This is a genomic window from Streptomyces sp. NPDC055013 (assembly GCF_053608645.1).
The window spans coordinates 88741-114913 of sequence record NZ_JBSGVW010000005.1 but is presented as its reverse complement, the minus strand read 5'-3'; the positions used below and the strand labels follow the sequence as shown (position 1 = coordinate 114913).

Genomic DNA, 26173 nt, shown 5'->3' with positions numbered 1-26173 from the left:
GGCACGTCAAGGAGGTGCGCGGCATCCGCCCGTCCGGCTCAGCGGCTCAGCGGCTCAGCTTCTGGAACCTCCGCACCGCCAGCGGCAGGAAGATCGCCGTCAGGATCACCGGCCACACTCCCGCCATCAGCAGCGCGTGCTGCTCCACCCAGGAGTCCCCGCTCCCGGCCGGCGTCCCGAACAGCTCACGGCTGGCCGCCGCCGTGGACGAGATCGGGTTCCAGGCGGCCACCCAGCCCAGCCAGTCCGGCATCAGCTGCGGCGCGACGAAGATGCTGGAGATCATCGTGAGCGGGAAGGCGACGGCGAACAGACCGCCCGCGGCCTCCGGGTTGGGCACGAGCAGGCCCAGCCACACCCCGATCCAGATCAGCGCGAACCGCAGCCACAGCAGCAGCCCGAACGCACCGAGGAAGCCGAATCCGCCGTCCGGGCGCCAGCCCATCGCGAAGGCGGTCAGCATCATGATCGCCAGCTCCGCGCAGGCGGCCAGCAGATCGGTGATCCCGCGGCCGGCGACGACCGCCGACGAGGCCATGGGCATCGAGCGGAAACGGTCGATGACGCCCTTCGTCGAGTCGTAGACGACGAGCGTCGCGGTGTTGATGAAGCCGAACGCCATCGTCATCACGAACATGCCCGGCATCAGGAAGTCCTTGTAGTCCCCGCCTCCGGGCACCTTCATGGCGCTGCCGAAGACATAGCCGTAGAGCAGGACGGACAGGATCGGGAAGCCCAGCTGCCAGGCGATGTTGACCGGTTGGCGCTGATAGTGGGTCAGACCGCGGCGGACGATGTTCCAGACGTCGGCGAGGGTCCAGTACAGCCGGCCGCGCGTGGCCGGGACGGTCAGGTCTGCGGCGGTCATGCGACGGCCTCCTTCTCGGTCTTCTCGGTGCGGTGTCCGGTCAGGCGCAGGAAGACGTCGTCCAGGCTCGGCCTGCGCAGCCCGATGTCCTCGACCTGGACGCCCTCGTCCTGCAGCGTCCGCGCGACCTCCGTCAGGGCGGACACCCGGTCGGTGACCGGGGCGTGCACCCGCGACTCCTCCTCGTCCGCCTCGGGTTCGCCGTCCGAGACACGGGCGACCACCTTCACCACGCGGGGGATGTCGGACCGTTCGGCGACGACGACCTCGATACGGTCGCCGCCGACGAGGTTCTTCAGCCCGTCGGGGGTGTCGTCCGCGATGGCCCGGCCCTGGTCGATGACGGTGATGTGCGAGGCGAGCTTGTCGGCCTCCTCCAGGTACTGGGTGGTCAGCAGTACGGTCGTGCCACTCGCCACCAACGCCCTGACGGAGTCCCAGACTTCACCGCGGCTGCGCGGGTCCAGTCCCGTCGTCGGCTCGTCGAGGAAGAGGACGGCCGGGGCGAGGATCATCGAGGCGGCGAGGTCGAGGCGGCGCCGCATGCCGCCGCTGTACTTGCCCACGCCCTTGTCGCCCGCGTCGGTCAGGTCGAACTGCTCCAGCAGCTCGACGGCCCGCAGCTTGGCCCGCTTGCCGCCGAGGTGGAAGAGCCGGCCGAACATCTCCAGGTTCTGCCGGCCGGTGAGCACCTCGTCCACGGCGGCGTACTGCCCGGTCAGCCCGATCCGGGCGCGCACGTCGCGCGGCTGCCGGGCCACGTCCAGTCCGGCCACCCTCGCCCGGCCGCCGTCCAGCCTGATCAGCGTGGACAGGATGCGTACGGCGGTCGTCTTTCCGGCGCCGTTCGGGCCGAGCAGGCCGTGCACCGTCCCCTCGCGGACGGCCAGGTCGAAGCCGTCGAGGGCGCGTTTCTCGCCGTACCGCTTCTCCAGCCCCTCGGCCCGCACCGCGTATCCGTCTCCGCCGTGTCCGTCGTCGCCCATGGGTCCCCCTCTCGATAGCCGAGCACCAGTAACTGAGTACACCGTACCCGATTACGCGTACACCGTACCCAATTTTTTTCGGAGGACTTAAGCTGACGTGCATGACGAGCGGCAAGGGCGGCACCAGCGGTACGGAGACCAGCGGCAGCGGTGACATCGCCCGCACCATGGAGCTGCTGTGGGACACCGGCCGACGCCCGAGCCGGGGGCCCAAGCCGACCCTCACCCTGGACCAGATCGTGGAAGCGGGCGTCCGGGTCGCGGACGCCGAGGGCCTGGAGTCGATGTCCATGCGCCGGGTCGCCACCGAGCTCGGCACGGGCACGATGTCGCTGTACCGCTACGTCCCCGGCAAGGCCGAGCTGCTCGACCTGATGCTGGACCGCGTCCAGCGCCCCTCGGAGAACCCGGCGGAGCTCGGCGACGGCGGCTGGCGCTCGGCCCTGGAGGCCCTGGGCCGCGCCACCCTCGACCTCTACCGCCGACACCCCTGGCTGCTCCAGGTCAACCAGTCCCGCCCCATCCTCGGTCCGAGCGCCCTCGACGGCATGGAGAAGGTCCTGGACCGTATCAAGCCGATGGGCCTGACCGACCCCGAACTGATCTCGGCGATCATCATGATCGACGGCTACGTCGTCGGCGCCGCGCGCACCCAGCTGTACGCACAGGAGGCGGAGCACCGCACGGGCCTGACCGACGCGGAGTTCTGGCAGGCCCAGACCCCGATGCTGGAGAAGGTCATGGCCTCCGGCCGCTACCCCCTGCTCGCCTCACTCGACGAGAACTCCTGGGGCAACGAGTTCGACCACTTCGAGTTCGGCCTGCAACGGATCCTGGACGGACTCGAGGTCTTCGTCACCCGGCGCGCGGGAACGGCCGGCGAGACCGGCAGCGAAGTGACGGGACAGCTCTGAGGACGCGCCGTCGACGACTCCGGCAGGGCTTCGTGTCCGGCGAGGCCGAGCCTGACGCGGGTGTGGTCCTCCGCCCTGACGAAGACCTGTTGCCCCCTGGTCGGCGATCCAGTTGCCGAGTTCGCTGGGGCGAGACTAGGGCGACGGCTCCACGAGCATGGCGATGAAGCTCAAGAGGCCCACGGGGACGGCGACCAGGACGGCGTACCCGACCCGGTCGGCCACCCGCTGCCGCCGCGAGGGTTCCCGGCGGCGCGCCTCGCCTCGTCGGTCCGCCCCGCGCGGCTTGATCGCCTGGTACGCGAGGACCGCCAGGACGGTCACGCAGATCGACACCTGCCAGAGCTCACCCACGACGCCCCAGAACCCGACCCGCTGGACCGTGTCCGGCTCGAAGCCCTGGCGGGCGTCGAACTCGGTGCCGTCCGGGTAGTCGTGCCCGGTGTCCTCGAGCGGCACGTAGGAGGCGTCGGCGGCGGTGCCGCCGTCGGGCGTGAAGTCCCCGTGGCAGTCGTAGTCGGAGTTCTTACGGGTGTGGTCGGTGTCGTAGCAGCGCTCCACCTTGTACGTGCCCGGCGTGCCGTAGACACCGGCGGACAGGGCCATGTCGGCGGTCGCGGTGACGAACCAGAAGCCGGCGACGAGGGCGAGGAGGACGCCGCACACCCAGCCGAGGACGCGCTTCATCCGAGCACCATTCCGCGGAACTCCTTCAGCTCCAACAGCCGGAATATTCCGGCCTGTTCGGCAAGCTCCCTGCGCTGCGGACCGGCCTGCGCGCGCTCCTGCTCGTACGCACACACCCTGAGCCGTGACCCCCTCCCCAGCCGAAGCGGCAGGAAGGTCAGCACGAACATCCCGGCCGGAACGCCGAACACGGGCAGCGCGGCGTCATAGCCGCCCCAGTGCGCCACGAACGGCACCGCGAACAGCCCCGCGGCAAGCGCGAGGCGCGCGGCTGTGTGGCGGGAGCGCAGCGTGCGGTTGTGTTTGAGCACTTGGGCGACATCGGGGGCCACGGGTGGAGTGTCCATGCTGGGCGAGAGGGTCCTTGGAGCAAGATCGGCGGTTGGGACCGGGTGACGTTATCAGGGCCGGTCTGCCCGTTCACCGATCGTGCACGCTCTCCGCTCATCCCCTCCGCAAGAGCCGCCGAAGACCGAAGACGACCACACACGCGACGACCACGGCGATGGCGCCGACCTTGAGGTCGCCGGTTGTGCCGTTGTCGCCGCCGTCGTCGGAGGAGGCCGAACTGCCGCCGCCGGAGGAGGAGTCGGAGGGGGCGGCGTCCCCGGGGGCGTCCTCCGCGATGACCGAGCTGCCGGCGCCCTCGCTGCCGAGCATGAGCTTGGTGCCGTCGGTCGAGTAGCTGGCGGACTCGCCCTGCCCGAGGGGCACGCTGATGCGCTCCAGCCGCTTGAGCCTGCCGCCGTTCCAGTCGTAGGCGACGCCGCCGAAGTAGCCGCGAACGGCGAGGGTCCTGCCGTCCGGGGAGAAGGCCGCGTCGGTGGCCCACATGTCGACGGGGACGGTGGGCTTGAAGACGTTCGTGCCGGAAGCGGAGAGCTCGGCCGGACCCTCGTACAGGTGCCCGCCGTCCTCCTGCTTGTCGATGATGTAGACGCGGCCGGTCTTGGGGTGCACGACGAGCGACTCGGCGTCGCGGGTGCCGTCGGAGTACTTCACCACGTACTGCGTGGCACGGATCGTCTGATCCTTCAGCGTCCTGGGCTCGGGGAGGCGGTAGACCCACACATAGGGCCACTGCACACCGTCGTTGTCGCCGATGTCGCCGACGTAGAGCTGGTTGTCCGGGCCCATGGAGATCGCCTCCACGTCCCGCGGGGTGCCCACCCCGGTCATGGTGATCGTCGCGACCGTCTCGCCGGTCCGGCTGTCCACCGCGTAGAGGTAGGCGCCGGTGTCCTGGTCGTTGTGCGTCCAGTAGATGCCGGGGTGCTGACGCGACGCGGCGAGGCCGCTGGACTCCGTGATGCGCGGGTCCTTGATCGTGAAGTCCTCGTCGCCGTCGGCGGCTGAGGCGGGCAGGGTGAGCGCACCGGTGAGGAGGACCCCGGCGAGGATGGCGAGCGGTCGACGCATGCCCCAAGCCTGCCATTCGGCCGGGCGGTTCGGAGGCCGGGTCGGTGGGGGCGGCCCCGGGACGTGGGGGCGTGTCGGGCTTCACACCCCGCCCGGCCATACCGATGGATAGCGATCGTCCATCATGAGCGGATGCTCAGGTTCATGCCCGTCGGCGACTCCCAGACCATCGGCAGCGCCGGCGAACACACGTGGCGCTACCGCATGTGGCAGCACCTGCGTGAGACGTACGGCGGCCCGTTCGCCCTCGTCGGCCCGCGCGAGACGCTGCACGACAAGGCGACGGACTCCCCCACGTCGTACGAGTACGCCGACCCCGACTTCCCCCGTGCGCACCTCGCCGGCTGGGGTGAGGGCTGGCTGCACATGGCGCCGGTGATCGGCGAGGCGGTGCGGTCGTGCCGGGCGGACGTGCTGCTGGTGTCGCTGGGCCTGATCGACCTCGGCTTCTACACGAACGCCGAGCAGACGGCGGAGAACGCCCGGACCTTCGTGGCCGGGGCGCGATCCGCGAACCCCCGGGTGCGGATCGTCGTCCTGCCGGTGATCCCGAACGTCCGCGCCGCCTCGGAGGAGGTCTTCGCCGCGGAGGTCGGCCGCTTCAACGAGCTGCTGGCGAAGGCGGTCGCCGACCTGGACGAGCCGCGCTCACCGCTGCTCCTGGCGTCGCCTCCCCCGTCGTACGACATCAACCTCGACACGTACGACGGCACCCACCCGAACGCGAGCGGCGAGCACAAGATCGCGGAGGCCTTCGCGGAGGCGATGTACCAGGCGTGGGACCTGGGCGAGCCCTACGAGGTCTGACGCCCGATCGCCCGGACCAGGTGGTCGGCGCAGGGGCGCACGCCGGGGAGCGGGTCGTCACCCCAGCGCTCGTCCGCGTCGCCCAGATAGACGGCACGGGCGTGCGCGAGGACGGGGCGGTGTTCGGCGGGGCGCCGGGCGAGCGCCCAGTCGGCGGCCGCGTCCTTCGAGCGGATCGCCCCGGTGGCAAGGGTGGTCCAGATCCGGGCGAGGGTGAGCAGGACGTTGTGGGTGTCGGTGTCCAACTCGGCGAGCAGGTCGGCGGGTGCAGGGCCGTACAGCGGGGCGTCGGCGAGAAGGACCATGGTCAGCAGGGGCGCGAGGTCGGGCATGGGCTCGGGCCCGGGGACGGTCCCCCGCTCGTACTCGTCCCGCGGCCACTCCCCGTACAGGAACTCGCAGGTGGGCGGATAGCGCCACGGCCGTACGTCGTCCTGTACGACGACGATGAGCTCGACGGGGCGGGCCAAGCCGCCGGACACCTTCAGCAACTCCTCTACGGGGGCACGGCGTTGGGCGTGGGTGGTGGTTCGCTCACGACGACCAGGACGAGGCCCTCTGGGCCTGCATGTGAGCTTCATCTCCGTGTCACGGTCACTGTGCGTATCGTTGTACTGCGCGGCTGCACCTGCCCGTGGGGCAGCCGGGGAGGAACGCCACGATGACCGTCCTTGAAGACAGGATCAAGATGGCCGACGCGAACACCGAGCGCCTGGACCAGTGGTTCGAGCGCCTTGAGCGGATGCCCGTCCCCGAAGGATTCAGGGTCGAGATCGTCGGGGGCAACGTTTTCATGACGCCGCAGCGGGACACTCACTGGGAAATCATCCGCCGGATCGTACGCGCCATCGAGGACAGGTTCGGGATGGACGTCCGGGTCCTCTCGGACGTTCGCATGGACTTCCCCGGTCACGAGAACGGCTTCTGCCCCGACGTGGTCAAGCTGCGCGACTCCGCGGAGAAGGACCCCGAAGGCCGCTGGCGCTACGAGGACGCGGAGTTCGTCGCCGAGGTGATTTCCAAGGGCACCGCCGCCAACGACTACGGGCCCAAGAAGGCCGCTTATGCGACCGCCGAGGTCCCCGTCTACCTCATCGCCGACCCGTACCAGGGCCGCTGTCGCATCTACACGCACCCCAAGAACGGTGACTACGCCACCGAGACGAAGGCCGACTTCGGCGACGACCTCGACCTCGGTGACACAGTCGTCGACCTCACCCTCAAGACCTCTGACTTCCCCCGGGACCGATGAGAGGGTGTGGCCATGGCCGTCATCCACCACACCACCCTCAAGCCGACCAAGCTCGAACTGCTCGCCTCCTGGCTGCCCACCCGCCCCTGGTACGTCGGCGGCAGCGCACCGGAGTTGACCAAGGCCGGCGGATTCCGGCTGGACGACCCCGCGGGCGAGGTCGGCATCGAGATCATGGTCGTCACGGATGACTCCGGCGCCCGTCCGGTCCACTACCTCGTGCCGCTCAGCTACCGCGGCGCCCCCCTCGACGGCGCCGACCACGCCCTCGTCGGCACCATGGAGCACGGCGTGCTGGGTCAGCGCTGGGCCTACGACGGCTGCCACGACCCCGTGCTGGTCACCCAGTTGCTGGCCCTGATCGAGGGCCGGGCCCAGGCGCAGGACCAGAGCACCAGCGACGCGCCCGACCGGGAGGTCACCCGCGCCTACACGGGTGAGGGCTCCCCGTCGGCAGCCGCCCGCACCACCACGGCAACCGACGACCGGGACGGCACCGAGCTGCGCCCGTCCGACGGCATGGTCGTGCTCCGCCTCAGCCGGGTCCTGCGCCCCGCCGCGGAGGCACCCCAGGACGCGGACGGCCACATCACCGGCGCCTGGCAGCTGCCGGACGGCACCCGGGCCCGCGCCGTGTTCGCCGCCCTGCACCCCACCCCTCGGGACCTTGCCTAGAGCGCACTCCACGCGGCTAGCGTGCACTTCATGAAGTACACGCAGCTCGGACGCACGGGACTCAAGGTCAGCCGGCTCGTCCTCGGCACCATGAACTTCGGTCCGCAGACGGACGAGGCGGACAGTCACGCGATCATGGACGCGGCGCTGGACGCCGGCATCAACTACTTCGATACAGCAAACGTGTACGGCTGGGGCGAGAACAAGGGCCGTACCGAAAGCATCATCGGCACCTGGTTCGCGAAGGGCGAGCGGCGCGACAAGGTCGTCCTCGCGACCAAGGTGTACGGCAACATGGGCACCGAAGGCGAGCCGTGGCCCAACCACGACAAGCTGTCGGCCCTCAACATCCGGCGTGCCGTGGACGCCTCGCTCAAGCGGCTGCAGACCGACTACATCGACGTCTACCAGTTCCACCACATCGACCGCGCCACCCCCTTCGAGGAGATCTGGCAGGCGATCGACGTCCTCGTCCAGCAGGGCAAGATCCTGTACGTCGGCTCCAGCAACTTCCCGGGGTACAAGATCGCCCAGGCCAACGAGATCGCGGCGAGGCGCCACGGCACCATCGGCCTCGTCAGCGAGCAGTGCCTCTACAACCTCTTCGAGCGCCGCGCCGAGATGGAGGTCATCCCGGCCGCACAGGACTACGGCCTCGGCGTCATCCCCTGGTCGCCGCTGCACGGCGGGCTGCTCGGCGGCGTCATCAAAAAGGAGGTCGAGGGCGGGCGGCGCAGCTCCGGCCGGGCCGCCGAAGTCCTCGCCGACCCGGCCGTACGCGCGAAGATCCAGGCGTACGAGGACCTGCTCGACAAGCACGGCCTGGAGCCCGGCGAGGCCGCCCTGGCCTGGCTGCTCACCCGGCCGGGCGTGACCGGCCCGATCGTCGGCCCGCGTACCGCCGGGCAGCTGGAGTCGGCGCTGCGGGCGTCCGAGCTCGACCTGAGCGAGGAGCTGCTGGCGGGGCTGGACGAGATCTTCCCGGGTCCGGGGCCGTCTCCGGAGGCCTTCGCCTGGTAGCGGTCACGGGAGCGCGGCGGCGCTGGGCCTCCCAGGCGTATCGCCTACCTGCCGAGCGCCGCCGCCAGCGCCACCACGACGAACATCAGCACAAGCACACCGGCCATGATCCGGTTCCGGGTTTTGGGGTTCACGTGTCCGAGCCTAACCGGCGCCCGTGAGCGGCCGGCGGGCGACCGCCTCGTACCGGGGCTGCTCGCCCGCCACCCCGGACGTGGGCAGGTGGCTGCGCACCAGTGCCAGCTCGTCCACCGTCCACGTGCGGCTCGTGAATGCGTCGAGCGCCGCGACGTACGGCCGTACGTCCACCGCCGACCGGCTCCTCGCGACCGTCAGGTGAGGCTTGTAGCGCCGGTGCTCCCCCATCGGCACCCCGGCCTTGCGCGCCGCCGCCTCACTCCGGTCCGCCAGCAGCCGCAGGGTCGCCAGGTCCCCCTCCGCGCCCGCCCACAGCGCCCGCCCGTGCCCGAACTGGCCGCCGCCGCGCAGCGCCAGCCGGAAGGGGGCCGTACGGTGCGCGACGCGCTCCAGACGGGCCGACAGGTCGGGTACGAGGTCGTCGTCGACCTCGCCGTAGAAGGCGAGCGTGAAGTGCCAGCCGGGGCGGCCGGTCCAGCGCAGGGCGTCCGCGCCAGGCAGCTTCTTCAACTCGGCGACCTCGGTGGCCAGTTCGCGGGCCACGTCCTCGGGCGGCAGCACGGCGGCGAAGAGTCTCATGGGTCCAGCCTGGCACCATGACCGGATGACGATCACCATCAGAGAAGGCGGACCCGACGACATCCCCGTGATACTCGGCATGCTCGACAGCTGCGTCGAGTGGCTGGTCTCACAGGGGCGCACGGGGCAGTGGGGGACGAAGCCGCTGTCGGAGAGCGCGCGGACCGTGGAGTCGGTGACGCGGAGCACGGCAGGTGGCGAGGTCTTCATCGCCGAGGTGGACGGCGAGCCGGCCGCCACCCTCACGCTGGCCGACTCGCCCGGCCCCTCCCTGGCCCATCTCGCCTCGCCCGGCGAGCCCGAGCGGTACATCCACTGGCTCGCCTCCGACCGCCGCTTCCAGGGCCACGGCGCGGGCAGCGCCCTGCTCGCCCACGCCGCCGAGGTGACCCGACGGGCGGGCGTCTCGCTGCTGCGGGTGGACTGCTACGCGGGCGACGACGGCAAGCTCGTCCGCTACTACGAGAGCCACGGCTTCGCCCGCACCGAGACCTACCGGGGCACGGACGACTGGCCGGGGCAGGTGCTGGCCCGCCGGGTCTGACCCCTGAAGGGGCGGGGCCCGCAGGCACCCGCCCCTCAAGTCGCGCCGGGCGGCCCTCAGGCAGCCGTGGCCAACTGCTCCCGCTCCCGCGGCACGAACCGCACCTGCGGATGCCCGTGGTTCCAGCCCACCGACAGCCGCAGGCCGCCGACCCGCGCCAGGACCAGGCCGATCGTCACGGCGGCGGCAGTCGTGATCGCGCCGCCCACCGCCAGGCCCGCCCGGACGCCGTACGCGTCCGTGACCCAGCCGGCGATCGGTGCGCCCAGCGGTGCGCCGCCCATGAACACCATCATGTAGAGGGCCATCACCCGGCCTCGCATGCTGGGGTCGGTGGCCATCTGGATGCTGCTGTTGGCGGTGACGTTGACCGTCATGCCGAACATTCCTATCGGGGCCATGAGCAGGGCGAACAGCCACAGCGACGGGGCGAACGCGGCCACGATCTCCATCGTGCCGAAGGCCAGCGCGCCCGCCACCAGCACCCGCATCCGGGCCGTGCCGCGCCGGGCCGCGAGCAGCGCGCCGGCCAGGGAGCCGACCGCCATCAGGGTGTTGAAGAGGCTGTAGGAGCCGGCACCCGCGTGGAAGACGTCGTCGGCGAAGGCCGACAGGTAGACGGGGAAGTTGAAGCCGAAGGTGCTGACGAACCCGGCGAGGGCGATGGTCCACATCAGCTCCGGCCGCCCGGCGACATACCGCAGTCCCTCCCGCAGCTGCCCCTTGCCGCGCGGCGCGCGCTCGACGACGTACAGCTCACGGTCCCGCATCAGCAGCAGGCCCGCGAGCGGCGCGACGAAGGACAGGCCGTTGGCGAGGAACGCCCAGCCGGTGCCGACGCCGGTGATCATCAGGCCGGCCACGGCGGGGCCGACCAGACGTGCCGACTGGAAGTTCGCCGAGTTCAGGCTGACCGCGTTCTGCAGCTGGTCCGGGCCGACCATCTCGGAGACGAACGACTGCCGGGCCGGGTTGTCGACGACGGTCGCCAGACCGACGACGAAGGCGGCCAGGTAGACATGCCAGACCTGGACGTGCCCGGAGAGGGTGAGGACGGCCAGCGCGATGCCGGTGAAGGCCATCGACGTCTGGGTGACGAGCAGCGTGCGGCGCTTGGGCAGGCGGTCGACGAGGACGCCGCCGTAGAGGCCGAAGAGCAGCATCGGCAGGAACTGCAGGGCCGTCGTGATGCCGACGGCGGTGGCGGAGCCGGTGAGGCTGAGCACCAGCCAGTCCTGCGCGATGCGCTGCATCCAGGTGCCGGTGTTGGAGACGACCTGGCCGAGGAAGAAGAGGCGGTAGTTCCTGACCTTCAGCGAGCTGAACATCGAGGACCTGCGGGGCCCCGGGGCGGGCGGGGAGTCGTGGGTGGTCGGTGCGGGGGCGGAGTCTGCTCCGGATCCCGTACTCAAAAGGGTTCGCCTCCTCTTGGCTGCTTACAGGTGTGCGAGCTTCTCCAGCACGGGGGCGGCGGCGCGCAGTTTCGCCCACTCGTCCTCGTCCAGACCCTCGACCAGGGTGGCCAGGAAGGCGTTGCGCTTACGGCGGCTCTCCTCGAGCATCGCCTCGGCCTGCTCGGTCTTCGTGACGACCTTCTGGCGCCGGTCCTCCGGGTGCGGCTCCAGCCGGACCAGTCCCTTGGCCTCCAGCAGGGCGACGATACGGGTCATCGACGGCGGCTGGACGTGCTCCTTGCGGGCGAGCTCACCAGGGGTGGCCTTGCCGCAGAGGGAGAGGGTGCCCAGCACCGACATCTCGGTGGGGCTCAGCGACTCGTCGACCCGCTGGTGCTTGAGCCGGCGCGACAGTCGCATGACGGCGGAGCGCAGGGAGTTCACGGCGGCAGCGTTGTCGCCATGGGTAAGGTCCGACATGTTCTTTAGCGTAACTCATTACCCTCGCTAAAGACCACTAGGGACACGCATGGATGCCCGTGAGCCGGGCCACTGAAGCGCAACATCACTCATATGGGTGATCTGGCAGCGGAACGTGACACACCGCACCGAAGAGTGCCGCGACCCTCGTGGTCATGGGGACCAGCGTGCTCAGCCTGCGAATAGACCATGAGCTGCTCGAACGGCTCCGCCGGCATGCCGCGAAAAGAGGAATGAGCGTCCAGGACTATGTCGTCCGAACGCTCATCCGCGATGACTTCGACGAACGGTTCCAGGCCGCCGTGGAAGAGACAGAGAAGTTCTACGGGCGCACGTGAGCAACGGGCCCACGTGAGAGACCGCCTTACGTGAGGCCCAGCGCCGGCATCAGGTAGTAGAAGCCGAACACCGCCGCCACGACGTACATCGCGATCGGCACCTCCCGGCCCCGCCCGGCGGCCAGGCGCAGCACCGCGAAGGCGATGAAGCCCATGCCGATGCCGTTGGTGATCGAGTAGGTGAACGGCATCATCACCATCGTCACGAAGGCCGGGATCGCGATCGTGTAGTCGGCCCAGTCGATCTCCTTGACGGAGTTCGCGAGGATCAGGAAGCCGACCGCGAGCAGGGCAGGGGTGGCCGCCTGGGACGGGACCATGGTGGCGACGGGCGTCAGGAACAGCGCCACACCGAACAGGGCGCCGGTGACGACGTTCGCGAATCCGGTGCGGGCACCCTCGCCGACGCCGGCCGTGGACTCCACGAAGGCCGTGGTGGCCGACGAGGAGCTGGCGCCGCCCGCGGCGACGGCGAGGCCGTCGACGAACAGGACCTTGTTGATGCCCGGCATCTGCCCCTGGGCGTCGGTCAGCTTCGCCTCGTCGCTGACGCCCATGATCGTGCCCATGGCGTCGAAGAAGCAGGACAGCAGGACGGTGAAGACGAAGAGGATGCCGGTCAGCGCGCCGACCTTGTCGAAGCCGCCGAACAGGCTGACCTCGCCGATCAGGCCGAAGTCGGGGCTGGCGACGGGGTTTCCGGGCCACTTCGGGGTCGTCAGGCCCCAGGACGGCACGTCCGCGACGGCCTCGATGACGACCGCGAGCACGGTCATCGCGACGATCGAGATGAGGATCGCGCCGGGGACCTTGCGCACGATCAGCGCGAGGGTGAGCAGCGCGCCGAGGATGAAGACCAGCACCGGCCAGCCGTTGAGGTGGCCGTCGCCGCCGAGCTGGAGCGGAACCGTGGTCTGGGCGGCGTCCGGGATGCGGGAGACGAAGCCGGAGTCGACGAGGCCGATCAGCATGATGAACAGGCCGATGCCGATGGCGATGGCCTTGCGCAGGCCGTAGGGCACGGCGTTCATGACGCGCTCGCGCAGTCCGGTGGCGACGAGGAGCATGACCACGAAGCCGGCCAGGACCACCATGCCCATGGCGTCCGGCCAGGACATCCGGGGCGCCAGCTGGAGCGCGACGACCGAGTTCACGCCGAGACCGGCGGCGAGCGCGATCGGCACGTTGCCGATGACACCCATGAGGAGGGTGGTGAACGCCGCCGTCAGCGCCGTCGCGGTGACGAGCTGTCCGTTGTCGAGCTGATGCCCGTACATGTCCTTCGCGCTGCCGAGGATGATCGGGTTCAGCACGATGATGTAGGCCATCGCGAAGAAGGTGGCGAGGCCGCCGCGGATTTCACGGGGCAGCGTGCTGCCGCGTTCGGAGATCTTGAAGAAGCGGTCGAGTGCGCCGTAAGTGGGCCCGGCTCCCGGCTGTTCAGGGGTGGGGGCCTTGGCAGGAGCCGAGGTGGGCATGCTTTTGGTTGTTCCTACGAAGAGAAGTGGTCAGACTCAAACCGTTTCAGTATGAACATATAAAGGCTGGAACTGCTATCTCCGCGCGTAGATGCGCGTGTGGATCCGCGTGGAGCGATCGCTTCGTACCGGGATCCGATCGCCTCGTAAGCTGTCCCCCATGGCCGGTCTTTTCTCGGGAACCCCCAAGCACGAGGCGCCGGAGCCCCTGGAGGGCCCCGTGGTCGCCACCATCACCGGCGGCACGATCCTCTGGTTCGTCCTCTTCGTCGTCCAGCTCCCCTTCTACGGCTGGTTCGACGACCGCGGACAGGCCTGGTGGGTGTGGACCTGTCTGGCCGGCGGCGGGCTGGGGCTCATCGGCATCTGGTACGTCCGCAGGCGCGACGCCGCCCTCAAGCGCGCGGCGGCCCCTCAGGAGCGCCGGGAAACCACGGGCGAACCCCAGTCGTCCTGAGGTACCGCGGCGTACGACCACGGCACGACGCCGGTCCTACCCAGGTCGGAACTTCCGTGCACTCGGCGGGTGAAGGCGTAGCTCCGCACGTACCGTCGAAGGCATGACGCATACCGACGCGGGCGCCGAAGTGGACAACCCTGTGCACCCCGTTCGCGCCCCGGTGGCGACGGGCGGGCTGACCGCCGCCGAGGTGGCCGAGCGGGTCGCCCGGGGTGAGGTCAACGACGTTCCGGTGCGCAGCAGCCGGTCGATGACCGACATCGTGCGCGCCAACGTCTTCACCCGGTTCAACGCGATCATCGGCGTGCTCTGGGTGATCATGCTGTTCGTCGCGCCCATCCAGGACAGCCTGTTCGGCTTCGTGATCCTCGCCAACACCGGCATCGGGATCGTCCAGGAGTGGCGGGCGAAGAAGACCCTCGACTCGCTCGCCGTGATCGGCGAGGCCCGGCCCACCGTGCGGCGCGACGGGGTCGCCGGCGAGGTCAGCACCTCGGAGATCGTGCTCGACGACCTGATAGAGATCGGGCCGGGCGACAAGGCCGTCGTGGACGGCGTGTGCGTCGAGGCGGACGGGCTGGAGATCGACGAGTCACTGCTCACCGGAGAGGCCGACCCGGTCGTCAAGCAGCCGGGGGACCAGGTGCTGTCCGGCAGCTTCGTCGTCGCCGGGGGCGGCGCCTTCCAGGCCACCAAGGTCGGGCGCGAGGCCTACGCCGCGCAGCTCGCCGAGGAGGCGTCCCGCTTCACGCTGGTCCATTCCGAGCTGCGCTCCGGCATCTCCACCATCCTCAAGTACGTGACCTGGATGATGATCCCGGCCGCGACCGGCCTGATCATCACCCAGCTCGTCGCCAAGGACAACGCGCTCGACGACTCGATCGCCCGGACCGTCGGCGGCATCGTGCCGATGGTCCCCGAGGGGCTGGTGCTCCTCACCTCGGTCGCCTTCGCCATCGGCGTCATCCGGCTCGGCCGCAAACAGTGCCTCGTGCAGGAACTGCCCGCCATCGAGGGCCTCGCCCGCGTCGACACCGTCTGCCTCGACAAGACCGGCACGCTCACCGAGGGCGGCATGGACGTCACCGAGCTGCGGCCCCTGGCCGGCAACGACGAGGAGTACGTACGCAAGGTGCTGGGCGCCCTCGGCGAGTCCGACCCCCGCCCGAACGCCTCCCTCCAGGCCATCATCGACGCCTACCCCGACGCCGACGACTGGCGCTGCACCGAGTCCCTCCCCTTCTCGTCCGCCCGCAAGTACAGCGGCGCCACCTTCAGCGAGGGCAACGGCGAGGCCAGTTCGTGGCTGCTGGGCGCGCCCGACGTCCTGCTCGGCGGCGACGATCCCGCCCTGGCCGAAACCGATCGGCTGAACGAACAGGGCCTACGGGTCCTGCTGCTCGCCCGGGTCGGCCGCGACCTCGACGATCCCGAGGTCGCCGAGGGGGCCAAGCCCGCCGCCCTGGTCGTACTGGAGCAGCGGCTGCGGCCCGACGCCGCCGACACCCTGCACTACTTCGCCGAGCAGAACGTCCGCGCCAAGGTGATCTCCGGGGACAACGCGGTGTCGGTCGGCGCGGTGGCGACCAAGCTCGGACTGACCGGCGCGACGATCGACGCGCGCCGGCTCCCGCAGGACCGGGACGGGATGGCTGCGGCCCTCGACGAGGGCACGGTGTTCGGGCGGGTCACCCCGCAGCAGAAGCGGGACATGGTGGGCGCGCTGCAGTCCCACGGGCACACCGTCGCCATGACCGGCGACGGCGTGAACGACGTCCTCGCGCTGAAGGACGCCGACATCGGTGTGGCCATGGGATCCGGGTCCGAGGCCACCCGCGCGGTCGCGCAGATCGTGCTGCTCAACAACAGCTTCGCGACGCTGCCGTCGGTGGTCGCCGAGGGGCGTCGGGTCATCGGCAACATCACGCGCGTGGCGACGCTGTTCCTGGTCAAGACCGTCTACTCGGTGCTGCTGGCGCTGATGGTGGTGTGCTGGCAGGTGGAGTACCCGTTCCTGCCGCGCCATCTGACGCTGCTGTCCACCCTCACCATCGGCGTCCCCGCCTTCTTCCTGGCCCTCGCGCCCAACAAGGAACGCGCGAAACCCCACTTCGTACGGCGGGTCATGCGGTACTCGATCCCGGGCGGGGTGGTGGCCGGGGTGGCGACTTTCGCGACGTATCTGATCGCCCGTCACTACTACACCGGTGAGGGCGCGCTGGACGCGGAGACCAGCGTCGCCACGCTGACGCTGTTCCTGATCGCGATGTGGGTGCTGGTCATCATCGCCCGGCCGTACACGTGGTGGCGGGTCGCGCTGGTGGCGGCGATGGGGCTCGGATTCCTGGTGGTGCTGGTGGTGCCGTGGCTGCAGGAGTTCTTCGCGCTGCGGCTGGTGGGCATGACGATGCCGTGGATCGCGGTGGGTATCTCGGCGGTGGCGGCGGTCACCCTGGAGTTCGCGTGGAGGTGGGTCGACCGCCGCGTCCCCGCCTAGCCGCTGCGCTCGGCTCCGGCCGGGGCGAGATCGCCGTGGGTCACTGCGCGACCGTTGTGGCTGGTCGCGCAGTTCCCCGCGCCCCTGGGGGTTGTCCTACCGGACGTCGACGAAGTCGCCCGTGGCGTTGATGGCCGGGGTCGTGCTCGTGCCCGCGAAGCTGTAGCGGAAGTAGCCGTCCTGCGACGCGGTGACCGTGGTCTTCAGGTTGCCCGTCGAGTTGGACTTGATCGTCTTGACGGTGCTGTAGGTGGTGCTGCCCTTCTTGCGGAACTGCAGCTTCACCGACTGGTTCGTGTAGCCGTGGTACTTGTTGTCCTCCCAGTTCGCCCGGGAGAGCTTGCCGGTGACCGTGATGGTCTTGCCCTTCTTCACCGGCTCCGGCGAGGCGTTGACCGTCAGCTGGGAGTTGCGCTGGATCAGGGTGGTGGCGAGGCCGCCCTTGTCGGCGTATCCGACCTTGGTGATGTCGAAGTTGTCGGCCGAGGGGTCCTGGTCGTTGAAGGCGATGGCCATCGCGCCGGCCTTCCAGCTGCCCGCGTCCGCGTTCCACAGCTCGCCGTCGGCCGGGTAGACGTCGATCGTGCCGGAGCAGTTGGCCGTGGTCGACGAAGTCGGCGTGCACTTGCCGTAGTTGTTGCCGAACAGCATGTTGTCCGGCGCGTCGAAGGCGCCCTTGTAGAGGTAGGGGTCGGTGTAGAAGTCGTAGGCGGTGATGTCGAGGTCCGCACCGTGGGTCAGCTTGTACGTCACCTTGGTGGAGACGTGGTTGGTCGTGCCGACCTTGACCGCCTTGGCGACCTTGAAGTCGGAGAAGGTGACGTCCAGGGCGTACGGCTCGTCCTCCCCGGGGGCGCGGGTACCGAACGCGCTCTTGCCGGACGCGGCGTGCGCGGCCTCACGGATCTTCGCGACGTCCGCGCGGCTCACGGTGTCGTCGGCCTGCGCGGCCGGCACGGCGAGGGCGGAGAGGGCCAGGGCGCCGGAGACGGCGGCCACAGTGGCTCGTATGCGCATGCGTTCTCCACGTGGAGAAGGGCCCCGGTGGATCGCCGAGCACCGTGTCTCGCGATCACACCGGGGCCGAGTGATCGTTGGAGTCTGTTGACTCACAAGATCAGATAAGCGGCACGAGTGAAGGGTTGTGCCGCTGGTGTGGATGTTGCGTAAGCGTTACTGACGCTGAGTGAACGTGGGGCGATTGCCCGGTTTCAGCGGACGTCGACGAAGTCGCCCGTGGCGTTGACCGCCGGGGTCGTGCTCGTGCCCGCGAAGCTGTAGCGGAAGTAGCCGTCCTGCGACGCGGTGACCGTGGTCTTCAGGTCGCCCTTCGAGTTGGTCTTGATGGTCTTGACGGTGCTGTAGGTGCTGCTGCTCTTCTTGCGGAACTGCAGCTTCACGGACTGCGTGGCGTAGCCCGAGTAGGTGCCGTTGTCCCAGTTGGCGCGGGTCAGCTTGCCGGTGACCGTGATGGTCTTGCCCTTCTTCACCGGCTCCGGCGAGGCGTTGACCGTCAGCTTCGAGGCGCGCTGCACCTGGAAGCTCTTGGCGTTGTCCTTCTGGACGTAGTCGGCGTCGTTGCCCGCCGCGATCGCCCAGACCTTCCAGCCGCCGGCCACCTTGTTGATCAGGTTGTAGCCCGGCTCGAGGTCGAAGGTCGACTTGCAGGTCGACGTGGTGGCGTTGACCACCGTGCAGGTGGCACGGCCGTCGCTGCCGTTGGCCACGGCAGCGGAGTCGGCGCTGTCGATGTTCGCACCGTGGTACAGGATCGCCTGGGCCCAGTCGACGCCCGAGTTGTCCTTGACGGTGAAGGTCACGCTGATGGTCTTCTTCGCGGTCGACCCGGCGACCGCCGCCTTGCCACCGTTCACCACGACGTTCGAGATCGCCGTGTCGCCCTCGACCTCGTCGGCCTGGGCGGCCGGGACGGCGAGAGCGGAAAGGGCCAGGGCGCCGGTGACGACGCCGAGGGTGGCACGCATGCGCATGTGTTGTTCCCCCACGTTGCAAAGGGGCCCCGCCCGGTCACACCCAGCGGCTCGCGGGTGCGTACGGGGCCCAAGTGATCAGGGAGTCGGGTGACTCCGATGATCAGATGCGCGACGCATACGAAAGGTTGTACGACTCGTGAGAGATTTGTGCGAGAAATTTCAAGATCGGCCGGAAGGAAGCGACATGGGGTTCCTCCTCACCCGCTACACCAAGGACGAGGACACACCGGAGTCGGAGACCGACGTCTCGTCCGTGGCCGCGGAGGCGTTCGGGGCGCTGCTGGCGATGCCGGCCGCTCAGCTCGCCGACGTGTATCCGCTGGGCCCGGAACACGCGGACGGTTTCCGCGACCTGACCGGCATCACCCTCGACCTGGACCGCTTCGATTACTTCCTGGAGGCGGTGGCGGACTGAGCGCCGGGGAACGGTCAGGCCCCGCCCCTCAGTCGAACCACCGGTCCCGGGCGAGCTCCTCCGTCCGCGACGGATCCTCCAGCAGCGCCGCCACCTCGAACCGACGCGGCCACTGCCCCGCCGCCCACGCCAGGCCCGCGGCGACGCCCTCCAGGGTCGAGGCGTGCAGGGTGCCGTCGTTCGTGTGGCGCCAGTCGATCTCCACGCCGTCGACGACGAGTTCCTCGTGCTCGACGTACGACCGGGGTGTCCGCGCCCCGAGCAGCACCCGCACCGGCTCCGGTACGTCGTGCTCGGTGCCCTCGGAGTCCACGTCGCCGGTGACGGACTCGCTCAGCCGCCGCACCTGGAACAGCTCGGCCAGCTCGGCGGCCCGCGAAGGCCGTACGGGAAGCAGCGGCACACCCTCCGTGAACGGCAGCAGGTCGGGCGAGTCCACGACCACCGCGTCCGCCGCGTCCACCACCTCGACCCGCCCGTCGATCACGGCCCGCAGCTCGTCCGGCAGGGTCACCTGCTCGGGGTCGAGGTCGGCCAGAGCGCCGTACAGGGCGTGCAGTTGGGCGGAGGTGACGCGGCGGTCCGGGTCGGCGAGGCGGTCGAGCAGCTCGGCGGCGCCGCCCGGCTCGTCCAGCAGCGCGGCGACGGAGGTACGCACTCCGAGCGCCCGCAGCACCTGTTCGTCCTCGAAGCCGGTCGCGTCGGCCTCGTCGTACAGGCCGCGCAGCAGCGGGTCGCCGCCGGAGGCGAGGAGCCCGGCCGGGCGGCGGCCGTCCAGCACCGGGTGACCGCGCAGCCACCAGGCGGTGTACGGCCGTACGACCTCGTGCGTGCCGTCGGGCAGCAGGATCCGCACCTGCTGGGTCAGCGCGTCCCGCAGGGGCGGCTGGGCCAGCAGCGCGAGGGCCTGGGGCCACTTGTCGTCGTCCACCAGGTCCAGGTCGCGTACGGCGATCAGCTCGGTGGCGACCGGCGGTACCGGTGTGTCCGGGAAGCGGTCGAGGATGTCCTCGCTCCAGACGTCCACGGCGTCCAGCAGACCCGCGTCGTCGGGCTCGGCGAAGTCGCCCTCGCGCGGCTCCAGTTCGTCCGGGTCGAGGACGACGTCGGTGGCACGCACGAGCGCGAAGTTCGCGAGGACACCACATGCCGCGAGCGGCTGCTCGCCCCACTTCTCGGCCAGTTCGGCGTCCACGGTGGCGAGTTCGCCGTCCCGCATGACCTGGTGGAAGGGACTGCCGGGGAGGACGAGTTCGCCGGCGGGCGCGGGCTCGCCCTCCTCGTCGGGCAGCGCGAGGGCGCCGAGCCAGGGCTCGTCACCGGGCTCCAGGCCTGCCTCGCGCACCAGGGCGAGGACGGTGTCCGCCAGTTCCTCGGCGTCGGGAGTGTCCTCCTCCCAGCTGAGCGCGCCGTCCTCGTCCAGGGAGGCGGCGACCGCGGCGCGCACCTGGGGCGTGGTGAGGACCGCGCGCGCCGTGGCCGGGAGGGCGCCGAGCTTCTCCAGGAGCGGGTGGGCGGCGTCCGGGTGGGCGACCTTGAGGCCGAGGCGGGCCAGGATCTCCGGGTCGACGGGGGCGCCGTCGGTGGTGGGGAGCAGGATCTGCCGGGGGCCGATGGTGGTGCGCCCGTCGGCCAGCGGCACGGGGAGGCCGGACAGCCGGTCCGGGTCGACCCCGGCAAGGCTGTCGTAGAGCCGCCGCCACCAGCCCGGCTCCTTCTCCAGCCCGGCGAGCCGGTCGATCGCGTCGGTCAGCGGAACCCGGGCGACGCCCAACGTCCGCAGCTCCACACGTCGTTCGAGCCCGGCGGGGAGAAGGGTGGGCAGGACCTCGGCGAGGACCTGCACGGTGTCGGCGCCGGCGCCTTCGACCACCTCGGCGTCCCGGGGCCGCAGGGACTCGGGCAGCTCGGAGTCCTGCTCCTGCGGCTCGACGGCCGGCGGCAGGAAGGAAGTGCGGGGCAGACGCTCCAGGATGGCCTGGCGCAGGGCGCCGTCGAGTTCGCCCTTGCCGAGCGGGCCGGGCACGAGGCCGATGATGCCGTCGCTCACCGGGCGCCAGTCGGCGAGCAGTTCGGCGTACGCGTCCGCCGCCCGCTGCACGAGGAAGTCGGTGAGCGGGCCGGGGGCGGCGTGCCGGCGGGTGGTGTCGAGGGGGAAGGAGGCGATGAGGAGGGCGGGGACGCCGAGTGCCTCGTCGCTGGGCGTCGGCGCGTGCACGACGGGGGCGGTGCGGGGCCGGGCGGGCGTGCTGTCGCCGGCGTTGACCGGGACGGCCCAGGTGAGCGACCAGTGGGGGCGCAGCCGCTCCTCGACCGGGCGGTCGGCGAGCAGTTCGGGCGTGAGCGGGCCGTGGGCGGCGGCCGTACGCCAGTGGGTGACGCCGTTGGTGGAGTCCTCCACCACCGTGAAGGGACCGTCGGTACCGCGGCGCAGGGTGCGCGGCTCGGCGTCGCCGACCTCGATCACGACCTCCGCGAGGCCGGGCAGGGCGAGGAGCAGGGCGTCGTCGACGGAGTGCAGCAGCCGCTCGGCGAGGTCGGCGGCCGCGGTGTCGCGCAGGGGGAGGATGACGACCGTGTCGTAGGGGTCCGGGGCGGTGCCCTCGGCGGCGAACGGCAGCCGCAGCAGCGGCACATGTCCGTCCCGCCGCCGGATCTCGTCACCCAGTCCCGGGCTGTGTGCCGCGGTCTCCCGGGCCAGTTCGCGGGCCTCGGCGAGGGACCATCGGACACCGCCGTGCCGCCCGACGACGGCGGGTTCGTCGGTGACCGCGATCACGGACGCGAAGCCGACACCGAACCGGCCGACGGAGGCCGAGTCCCGCTTGGCGGAGGCGCGCAGGGTGGCCAGCGACTCGACGCCGCCCGCGTCCAGCGGAGCACCGGTGTTGGCGGCGACGAGAACACCCTCGCGGAGGGTGAGCCGGAGCTTTCCGGGCACCCCCGCCCTGGCGGCGGCGTCGGCGGCGTTCTGAGCGAGCTCGACCACGAGCCGGTCCCGGTACCCGCCGAGGACGAGGTCCTCCTCGGCGTTGGCGTCCTCCCGGAAACGGGCGGGACTGGTGGCCCAGGCGTCCAGGACCCCGCGGCGCAGACGGGCCGTACCGAAGGGGTCGGCACCTTCGGCCGCGGGCCGCACGAACTTGCTCACGTTGACTCTCCTCATCGGCTGACGATGAAGGTACCGCTCATGGGACGAGCGCGCGCCGCCCGCCCGCGCCACCGGGGACGCGCGTTCCGACCTCCCTGGCCGGTTCACGCGACTGCCGTCTCACAACTCCCTTGCCGCACCGGCGATCGGCTGCCTAGCATCGCGTTCACTATCGCGAATCGAATGTTGTTCCGGTGCATCGGGGGCCTGGCGTGACGTTGGTGATGGCGGTGGCGGCCGTCTGGGGCGTACTGCAGCTTTTCGCGATTTCCTCACCGACGCGTTCGGTGCGCCTGTCGACCGTGCTGCTGGCGCTGGCGGTGGGCGTGTACGGGTGCGGCGTGGCGACGGCGTTGGTGGAGTTCGCCTACACCCGTGTCTACGCGGAGCAGTCGGGCCGGTCGCTGGTGACGGTGGTGAACACCACCAGCTACACGGTCGCTCCCTGGGTGGAGGAGTTACTCAAGGTTTCCCCGTTGCTGCTGGCGGGGCTGAGCCCGCGGGTCCGCCGCCAGTGGGGGCTGACCGACTTCGTCGTGGTGGGCGCGGCTCTCGGGGCGGGTTTCGGGCTGCTGGAGGCGGTTCTCCGGTTCGGCCTGGACGCGGACCGGGCGATCCCTCGCGGCGAGGGCTGGATCGTCCCCGACAGCCTGTCCCCGCCGTACGTGCCGGGCCTGGGGCAGGTGCTCACGTCGTGGCTCCCGGCCCCGTTCAGCCAACTGGACCTGGGCGGCCCTCCGGTCACGGAAACGTTCACGCACCTGGTGTTCACGGCCGTGGCCGGCTTCGGGGTCGGGCTGCTGTGGCGCGCGCACGGCTGGATACGCCTGCTGTCGATCCTCCCGATCGCAGCCGCCGCCGCGCACCACACGGTGAACAACTACGCGGTGCAGGAGCACGCCGCCGGGGCCAGGGAATGGCTGGAGTCCCTGAACGGACTGGCATGGGCCGCGCCACTCGTGTGCCTGGCCATCGCCATGGCCGCGGACCTGCGCCGGCTCCACCGCGCCAAGGGCACCATGCCCGACGTACTCCTCGCGTCCGAACGTGCCGACGGCGACAGCCTGGGAGCACTGCTGCGGTACGCGGCCTGGCGTCTGCCGTGGAGCCTGCTGATCGTCCTTCGTTACGTCAGGCTGCGGCGCTCCTTGCTGTACGCGGCCGCCGAGTCGACGCCCCCCGGCGAAACGAGGGACCTGCGTCGGGTGGTCGCCGGGATCACGGCCCGGATGGACGCGTCCGACAACGGGCATGCCTGGCGGGCGCTCAACATCCGCGCGTGGCTGAAGGCGACCCGAGCGGCCCGCCGCTCCCGGGAGCGCTGGCTCCTGCTGATCCCGTGCGTGCTGATGCTCCCCGCGTTGCTGTTCCTGGGCGTCGGCTCGTTCACCTCCACCGCCGGTCTCCAGGAGTTCTTCAGCACCGGTGCGGGGCCGAAGATCCTCATGGGCTTCGGCATCGCCGCCCTGGCCTGGATCGCCTACCAGCTGGTCACCCTCTTACGCACCTGGCACCGGGCATCGGCCCAGCCCCTGGGGGAAGTGCTGGCAGCGCACCGCTTCCGTCTCGGAACGGCACTGGGGGCGGCGACCACCGGCGTCCTCCTCCTGTGGCGCGGCCTGGGCGACGCGGGCCCCGACGGCCGGGCGATCCGCAACCTCCACCTCCTAGACGCCCTGAACACGTTCCTGGTCTACCTCGGCTTCGCCCTCCTCCTGCTCTCCCTGCTGGCCCTGTTCCCACCGGGCGGCTTCGCGCTGGCCGGCGGCGGGATGGTCGGCGCCCTGACAGCCGAGGCGGCGCTCAGTGCCGGGGTGCTGGGTACGGCCGGGGTCGTGCTGATGGCGGTCGGTTCCGGGGGAACGGGCACGAGTCAGCCGGGCGGCGGCAAGAGCGACGGCCTCCCGCAGTGGCTGCGTGACAAGTGGAAGGCAGGGCGGGAATTCAACACGCAGAACTGGCCGCGCTACCCGACCAACGAGGTATACCTGGAAAACGGAAAATACCTCGACTCGTATCGCCCCGGAAAAGAGATCGTTTCCCGCAAGCAGACTCAGATAGCGAAGATCAAACCAGAGTCACTCAAGGACTATCTTCGAGAGATCAACCAGAAGTACAAGGCAGGAACAAAAATACCGGACACGCCAAAAGCGCGCGCAGAATACCCGCAGTTGATCGGGAAACCTCTGAAGGGTAAGTACTATCTGGAAGTCCCCATCCAGTCACAGCCTGTGCCAGAATGGGCGCTGCGGGAAGCAGCGAATCACGGCGTGATAATCCGAGACGTACAGGGTTTCGTCTACCGGCTACCGAAGGGTACGGGCTGAACCAGTCATGATCTGGACCTACTGCGAGCAGTGGAACAACCTCGCCGAAACGCCCATGAACCCCTTGACTCCCGAGCAGGCTCAAGCCCGGCACGGCCGGGGCGAGTTGTACACCGCAGTCGCCGCATCCGCCGGACAGTCCGCACCGGCCCTGCGAGTGGAAATGCGACTGGAGACCGGTTACGCCTCTGTCATCTTCATGGACGAATACGGCCGTGACACACTGGACTACACATTCACGCTCATCGACGGCTCCTTCTTTCTGGAGACAGCGACCTCGTACAGTTATGGCGATTCTCAGGAGCGAGGCGGGTACGCAGACGCGGACCGCACTGAGACGTACGAATTCACCACTGGTGGCGTCATTCAGCGCGCGATCGAGGACGAGGGTGGCGAATCCATGGAAAACCGTCATGGAGTCGATGTTTCCTCCAACTGGGAGCCGGTTCCCGAATTCGGCGCATACTCCTCATTGAGTAGACGCGAACGCTAGAGTCATTGCTGGACCAGCCCAACGGAAATTCAGTGGGCCGGAACGTGGCGGAGCCCGGGAGTCATATCCAGCTCCCGGGCCCCTGGGGATGCCACCCAATTGCGCACGCCGGCGGCGTTTAAGAGGTCGGATCAGTCATCATGCCGTCGTGTTCTTCCTTTGAACTACCGCACCGCGCAAGAGGTGCAGGCGAGAGTCGAACTCGCATCCGACGGCGTTCGTCCGGCCTCGGTCGATCCGGCGATCGGCGGCAATGCTGAGACTGGAGCGAGAGTCTGAGATTGATCGCGGCTGCCTCTGCCATGTTGGGCTACCCCGGCCCGGATGAATGTCGTAGTGCCGGGGGAAGGACTCGAACCTTCACTGTCACCGCGTCTTTCAGGCTGAACTTCAGTGTCAGCTTGCGCTCATCGCGCGAACCGGTCCTCAGTCCGGCCCGCGCCTGTTGCGCACCCCCGCGCTCGCACGCGGGGGCGATCATGGAGGCTACCCGTGACCGGCGTCAGCCGAACAGGTGGCCGAACACGGCGTCGCCGACCCGCTGATCGGTGACCTCGGCACCGTTGGCCTCCTCGCGGGCGAACTTCACGGCCTGCTGGAGCTTCTCGACCCGCTCCACCAGCTCATTGACCCGCCGCGCCGGAAGGGCGCCGGAGAACTTCACGGTCGTCCAGTACCCGATGGGCACGTCCTCGTAGTACACCTCGACCTGCGCCGGGTGCTTCTCCGTCGCCTCCGCCTTCACGTGGTTGCGCGGAACCTTCTTCGTACGGATCGTGCGGACCTGGTCCGTCTTCCACCAGTCCGTGGACGGGTCGTGGGACCAGGACTCGGCGGCATCGAGGGTGGGAAGCTTCTTCACGAAGGTGTGCAGGTCGGTGAGCTGCTTCTCCAGGAACAGGAGGTAGCTGACCGGAACGTCGGCGACGACCGTGCGCCCCTCGACCGTGACGTCCGCACGCGCCGAGCAGTTGGCCCAGTCCTTCGTCGCGGTCACGTCGAACAGCCGGGTCAGCGAAGCGGACATCTCCCGCAGCACGTCCTCCGCCTGCACCTGTACCCGCGTGGACTCCGGCGGCAGTTGCTCGCCCTCCTCGTCCTTCGGCTGGTACGTACGCGAGATACCGGCCAGCAGCGCGGGCTTCTGCACCTTGTGATGCGCCGCGGTGATGTCCTGGAGCGACTTGCTCTTGACACCCTTTTCGACAGCGATGATCTGATTCAGCTTCGCCACGTCGTCCCCCTTCGAACAGGCAG

The 26173-nt window shown here is 69.8% G+C and carries 25 protein-coding genes and 1 pseudogene; 12 read left to right on the top strand and 14 right to left on the bottom strand.

All coding sequences use genetic code 11. The features are described from left to right. Window positions 1–46: 46 nt before the first annotated feature. Window positions 47–868, bottom strand: a complete 822-nt coding sequence (locus ACWGDB_RS08640) for an ABC transporter permease (RefSeq protein WP_453821753.1) — start codon at window positions 866–868, stop codon at window positions 47–49. Next, window positions 865–1854: an ATP-binding cassette domain-containing protein gene (locus tag ACWGDB_RS08635; protein WP_453821752.1), complete on the bottom strand. Its 990-nt coding sequence runs from the start codon at window positions 1852–1854 to the stop codon at window positions 865–867. The genes ACWGDB_RS08640 and ACWGDB_RS08635 overlap by 4 nt, the downstream gene beginning before the upstream one ends. A gap of 101 nt (window positions 1855–1955) precedes the next feature. Between ACWGDB_RS08635 and ACWGDB_RS08630 the strand changes: the two genes are divergently transcribed. Beyond that, window positions 1956–2768: a TetR/AcrR family transcriptional regulator gene (locus ACWGDB_RS08630; protein ID WP_453821751.1), complete on the top strand. Its 813-nt coding sequence runs from the start codon at window positions 1956–1958 to the stop codon at window positions 2766–2768. Between the two features lie 135 nt (window positions 2769–2903). On the opposite strand, the gene ACWGDB_RS08625 is transcribed toward ACWGDB_RS08630, so the two are convergent. The 3 genes from ACWGDB_RS08625 to ACWGDB_RS08615 form a co-directional block, all read right to left on the bottom strand. Beyond that, the gene (locus tag ACWGDB_RS08625; protein WP_453821750.1) at window positions 2904–3455 is read right to left on the bottom strand and encodes a hypothetical protein; all 552 of its coding nucleotides are present in this window, start codon (window positions 3453–3455) and stop codon (window positions 2904–2906) included. Beyond that, complete coding sequence (locus tag ACWGDB_RS08620) at window positions 3452–3802, bottom strand: hypothetical protein (RefSeq protein ID WP_453821749.1); 351 nt, start codon at window positions 3800–3802, stop codon at window positions 3452–3454. The genes ACWGDB_RS08625 and ACWGDB_RS08620 overlap by 4 nt, the downstream gene beginning before the upstream one ends. Window positions 3803–3899: 97 nt before the next feature. Beyond that, a complete protein-coding gene (locus tag ACWGDB_RS08615) occupies window positions 3900–4874 on the bottom strand; it encodes a WD40 repeat domain-containing protein (RefSeq protein ID WP_453821748.1) in 975 nt (324 codons plus the stop codon). Window positions 4875–5006: 132 nt separating this feature from the next. Between ACWGDB_RS08615 and ACWGDB_RS08610 the strand changes: the two genes are divergently transcribed. Then, complete coding sequence (locus ACWGDB_RS08610) at window positions 5007–5681, top strand: SGNH/GDSL hydrolase family protein (protein WP_453821747.1); 675 nt, start codon at window positions 5007–5009, stop codon at window positions 5679–5681. Here the strand turns inward: ACWGDB_RS08610 and ACWGDB_RS08605 are convergent. Next, window positions 5669–6214, bottom strand: a pseudogene (locus tag ACWGDB_RS08605) (aminoglycoside adenylyltransferase domain-containing protein); the annotation flags it as partial. The gene ACWGDB_RS08610 and the pseudogene ACWGDB_RS08605 overlap by 13 nt on opposite strands. 128 nt (window positions 6215–6342) lie before the next feature. Here ACWGDB_RS08605 and ACWGDB_RS08600 point away from each other — a divergent pair. From ACWGDB_RS08600 to ACWGDB_RS08590, 3 genes are read left to right on the top strand one after another with little or no spacing between them, the layout of a single operon-like run. Continuing rightward, window positions 6343–6933, top strand: coding sequence for a Uma2 family endonuclease (locus tag ACWGDB_RS08600; protein WP_453821746.1), 591 nt, complete (start codon window positions 6343–6345; stop codon window positions 6931–6933). A 12-nt stretch (window positions 6934–6945) separates the two neighbouring features. Then, window positions 6946–7608, top strand: a complete 663-nt coding sequence (locus ACWGDB_RS08595) for a maltokinase N-terminal cap-like domain-containing protein (RefSeq protein WP_453821745.1) — start codon at window positions 6946–6948, stop codon at window positions 7606–7608. Between the two features lie 30 nt (window positions 7609–7638). Next, window positions 7639–8628: an aldo/keto reductase gene (locus ACWGDB_RS08590; RefSeq protein WP_453821744.1), complete on the top strand. Its 990-nt coding sequence runs from the start codon at window positions 7639–7641 to the stop codon at window positions 8626–8628. A 144-nt stretch (window positions 8629–8772) separates the two neighbouring features. Here the strand turns inward: ACWGDB_RS08590 and thpR are convergent, their stop codons facing one another. Beyond that, complete coding sequence (gene thpR, locus ACWGDB_RS08585; RefSeq protein ID WP_453821743.1) at window positions 8773–9345, bottom strand: RNA 2',3'-cyclic phosphodiesterase; 573 nt, start codon at window positions 9343–9345, stop codon at window positions 8773–8775. 25 nt (window positions 9346–9370) lie between these two features. On the opposite strand from thpR, the gene ACWGDB_RS08580 reads away from it, so the two are divergent. Continuing rightward, window positions 9371–9889 (top strand): GNAT family N-acetyltransferase, encoded by a 519-nt coding sequence (locus ACWGDB_RS08580; protein ID WP_453821742.1) that lies wholly within the window; start codon window positions 9371–9373, stop codon window positions 9887–9889. 56 nt (window positions 9890–9945) lie between these two features. On the opposite strand, the gene ACWGDB_RS08575 is transcribed toward ACWGDB_RS08580, so the two are convergent. Beyond that, window positions 9946–11301, bottom strand: coding sequence for an MFS transporter (locus tag ACWGDB_RS08575; RefSeq protein ID WP_453821741.1), 1356 nt, complete (start codon window positions 11299–11301; stop codon window positions 9946–9948). Between the two features lie 24 nt (window positions 11302–11325). Further along, window positions 11326–11763, bottom strand: a complete 438-nt coding sequence (locus ACWGDB_RS08570) for a MarR family winged helix-turn-helix transcriptional regulator (protein ID WP_328426930.1) — start codon at window positions 11761–11763, stop codon at window positions 11326–11328. 155 nt (window positions 11764–11918) lie between these two features. On the opposite strand from ACWGDB_RS08570, the gene ACWGDB_RS08565 reads away from it, so the two are divergent. Continuing rightward, window positions 11919–12101 carry a ribbon-helix-helix protein, CopG family gene (locus tag ACWGDB_RS08565; protein ID WP_453821740.1) on the top strand — a complete coding sequence of 61 codons (183 nt, stop codon included), beginning with the start codon at window positions 11919–11921 and terminating at the stop codon, window positions 12099–12101. A gap of 26 nt (window positions 12102–12127) precedes the next feature. Here the strand turns inward: ACWGDB_RS08565 and ACWGDB_RS08560 are convergent, their stop codons facing one another. Beyond that, a complete protein-coding gene (locus ACWGDB_RS08560) occupies window positions 12128–13579 on the bottom strand; it encodes an NCS2 family permease (RefSeq protein ID WP_453821739.1) in 1452 nt (483 codons plus the stop codon). A gap of 160 nt (window positions 13580–13739) precedes the next feature. Here ACWGDB_RS08560 and ACWGDB_RS08555 point away from each other — a divergent pair, with 160 nt between their 5' ends. Both ACWGDB_RS08555 and ACWGDB_RS08550 read left to right on the top strand, forming a co-directional pair. After that, window positions 13740–14036, top strand: coding sequence for a DUF2530 domain-containing protein (locus ACWGDB_RS08555; protein ID WP_453821738.1), 297 nt, complete (start codon window positions 13740–13742; stop codon window positions 14034–14036). Between the two features lie 103 nt (window positions 14037–14139). Continuing rightward, on the top strand, window positions 14140–16536 hold the full coding sequence (locus ACWGDB_RS08550) for a cation-translocating P-type ATPase (protein ID WP_453821737.1): 2397 nt from the start codon (window positions 14140–14142) through the stop codon (window positions 16534–16536). A gap of 96 nt (window positions 16537–16632) precedes the next feature. Here ACWGDB_RS08550 and ACWGDB_RS08545 read toward each other — a convergent pair whose 3' ends face one another. Together ACWGDB_RS08545 and ACWGDB_RS08540 are read right to left on the bottom strand one after the other, a co-directional pair. After that, window positions 16633–17553, bottom strand: coding sequence for a hypothetical protein (locus ACWGDB_RS08545; protein ID WP_453821736.1), 921 nt, complete (start codon window positions 17551–17553; stop codon window positions 16633–16635). A 194-nt stretch (window positions 17554–17747) separates the two neighbouring features. Beyond that, a complete protein-coding gene (locus tag ACWGDB_RS08540; RefSeq protein WP_453821735.1) occupies window positions 17748–18527 on the bottom strand; it encodes a calcium-binding protein in 780 nt (259 codons plus the stop codon). A gap of 187 nt (window positions 18528–18714) precedes the next feature. Between ACWGDB_RS08540 and ACWGDB_RS08535 the strand changes: the two genes are divergently transcribed. Beyond that, complete coding sequence (locus tag ACWGDB_RS08535; protein ID WP_453821734.1) at window positions 18715–18945, top strand: DUF7683 domain-containing protein; 231 nt, start codon at window positions 18715–18717, stop codon at window positions 18943–18945. 28 nt (window positions 18946–18973) lie between these two features. Here ACWGDB_RS08535 and ACWGDB_RS08530 read toward each other — a convergent pair whose 3' ends face one another. Further along, window positions 18974–22096 carry a sacsin N-terminal ATP-binding-like domain-containing protein gene (locus ACWGDB_RS08530; protein ID WP_453821733.1) on the bottom strand — a complete coding sequence of 1041 codons (3123 nt, stop codon included), beginning with the start codon at window positions 22094–22096 and terminating at the stop codon, window positions 18974–18976. Between the two features lie 212 nt (window positions 22097–22308). Here ACWGDB_RS08530 and ACWGDB_RS08525 point away from each other — a divergent pair, with 212 nt between their 5' ends. Both ACWGDB_RS08525 and ACWGDB_RS08520 read left to right on the top strand, forming a co-directional pair. Continuing rightward, window positions 22309–24423 (top strand): RNase A-like domain-containing protein, encoded by a 2115-nt coding sequence (locus tag ACWGDB_RS08525; RefSeq protein WP_453821732.1) that lies wholly within the window; start codon window positions 22309–22311, stop codon window positions 24421–24423. Between the two features lie 7 nt (window positions 24424–24430). After that, window positions 24431–24916, top strand: a complete 486-nt coding sequence (locus ACWGDB_RS08520; protein ID WP_453821731.1) for a hypothetical protein — start codon at window positions 24431–24433, stop codon at window positions 24914–24916. A 502-nt stretch (window positions 24917–25418) separates the two neighbouring features. Here ACWGDB_RS08520 and ACWGDB_RS08515 read toward each other — a convergent pair. Continuing rightward, window positions 25419–26150 carry a DUF7873 family protein gene (locus ACWGDB_RS08515; RefSeq protein ID WP_453821730.1) on the bottom strand — a complete coding sequence of 244 codons (732 nt, stop codon included), beginning with the start codon at window positions 26148–26150 and terminating at the stop codon, window positions 25419–25421. Window positions 26151–26173 lie beyond the last annotated feature (23 nt).

What these genes read in the sequence shown, in the direction of transcription:
- ACWGDB_RS08640 (WP_453821753.1), bottom strand. Translation starts at nt 868, where the DNA reads ATGACCGCCGCAGACCTGACCGTCCCGGCCACGCGCGGCCGGCTGTAC.
- ACWGDB_RS08635 (WP_453821752.1), bottom strand. Translation starts at nt 1,854, where the DNA reads ATGGGCGACGACGGACACGGCGGAGACGGATACGCGGTGCGGGCCGAG.
- ACWGDB_RS08630 (WP_453821751.1), top strand. Translation starts at nt 1,956, where the DNA reads ATGACGAGCGGCAAGGGCGGCACCAGCGGTACGGAGACCAGCGGCAGC.
- ACWGDB_RS08625 (WP_453821750.1), bottom strand. Translation starts at nt 3,455, where the DNA reads ATGAAGCGCGTCCTCGGCTGGGTGTGCGGCGTCCTCCTCGCCCTCGTC.
- ACWGDB_RS08620 (WP_453821749.1), bottom strand. Translation starts at nt 3,802, where the DNA reads ATGGACACTCCACCCGTGGCCCCCGATGTCGCCCAAGTGCTCAAACAC.
- ACWGDB_RS08615 (WP_453821748.1), bottom strand. Translation starts at nt 4,874, where the DNA reads ATGCGTCGACCGCTCGCCATCCTCGCCGGGGTCCTCCTCACCGGTGCG.
- ACWGDB_RS08610 (WP_453821747.1), top strand. Translation starts at nt 5,007, where the DNA reads ATGCTCAGGTTCATGCCCGTCGGCGACTCCCAGACCATCGGCAGCGCC.
- ACWGDB_RS08600 (WP_453821746.1), top strand. Translation starts at nt 6,343, where the DNA reads ATGACCGTCCTTGAAGACAGGATCAAGATGGCCGACGCGAACACCGAG.
- ACWGDB_RS08595 (WP_453821745.1), top strand. Translation starts at nt 6,946, where the DNA reads ATGGCCGTCATCCACCACACCACCCTCAAGCCGACCAAGCTCGAACTG.
- ACWGDB_RS08590 (WP_453821744.1), top strand. Translation starts at nt 7,639, where the DNA reads ATGAAGTACACGCAGCTCGGACGCACGGGACTCAAGGTCAGCCGGCTC.
- thpR (WP_453821743.1), bottom strand. Translation starts at nt 9,345, where the DNA reads ATGAGACTCTTCGCCGCCGTGCTGCCGCCCGAGGACGTGGCCCGCGAA.
- ACWGDB_RS08580 (WP_453821742.1), top strand. Translation starts at nt 9,371, where the DNA reads ATGACGATCACCATCAGAGAAGGCGGACCCGACGACATCCCCGTGATA.
- ACWGDB_RS08570 (WP_328426930.1), bottom strand. Translation starts at nt 11,763, where the DNA reads ATGTCGGACCTTACCCATGGCGACAACGCTGCCGCCGTGAACTCCCTG.
- ACWGDB_RS08565 (WP_453821740.1), top strand. Translation starts at nt 11,919, where the DNA reads ATGGGGACCAGCGTGCTCAGCCTGCGAATAGACCATGAGCTGCTCGAA.
- ACWGDB_RS08560 (WP_453821739.1), bottom strand. Translation starts at nt 13,579, where the DNA reads ATGCCCACCTCGGCTCCTGCCAAGGCCCCCACCCCTGAACAGCCGGGA.
- ACWGDB_RS08555 (WP_453821738.1), top strand. Translation starts at nt 13,740, where the DNA reads ATGGCCGGTCTTTTCTCGGGAACCCCCAAGCACGAGGCGCCGGAGCCC.
- ACWGDB_RS08550 (WP_453821737.1), top strand. Translation starts at nt 14,140, where the DNA reads ATGACGCATACCGACGCGGGCGCCGAAGTGGACAACCCTGTGCACCCC.
- ACWGDB_RS08545 (WP_453821736.1), bottom strand. Translation starts at nt 17,553, where the DNA reads ATGCGCATACGAGCCACTGTGGCCGCCGTCTCCGGCGCCCTGGCCCTC.
- ACWGDB_RS08540 (WP_453821735.1), bottom strand. Translation starts at nt 18,527, where the DNA reads ATGCGCATGCGTGCCACCCTCGGCGTCGTCACCGGCGCCCTGGCCCTT.
- ACWGDB_RS08535 (WP_453821734.1), top strand. Translation starts at nt 18,715, where the DNA reads ATGGGGTTCCTCCTCACCCGCTACACCAAGGACGAGGACACACCGGAG.
- ACWGDB_RS08520 (WP_453821731.1), top strand. Translation starts at nt 24,431, where the DNA reads ATGATCTGGACCTACTGCGAGCAGTGGAACAACCTCGCCGAAACGCCC.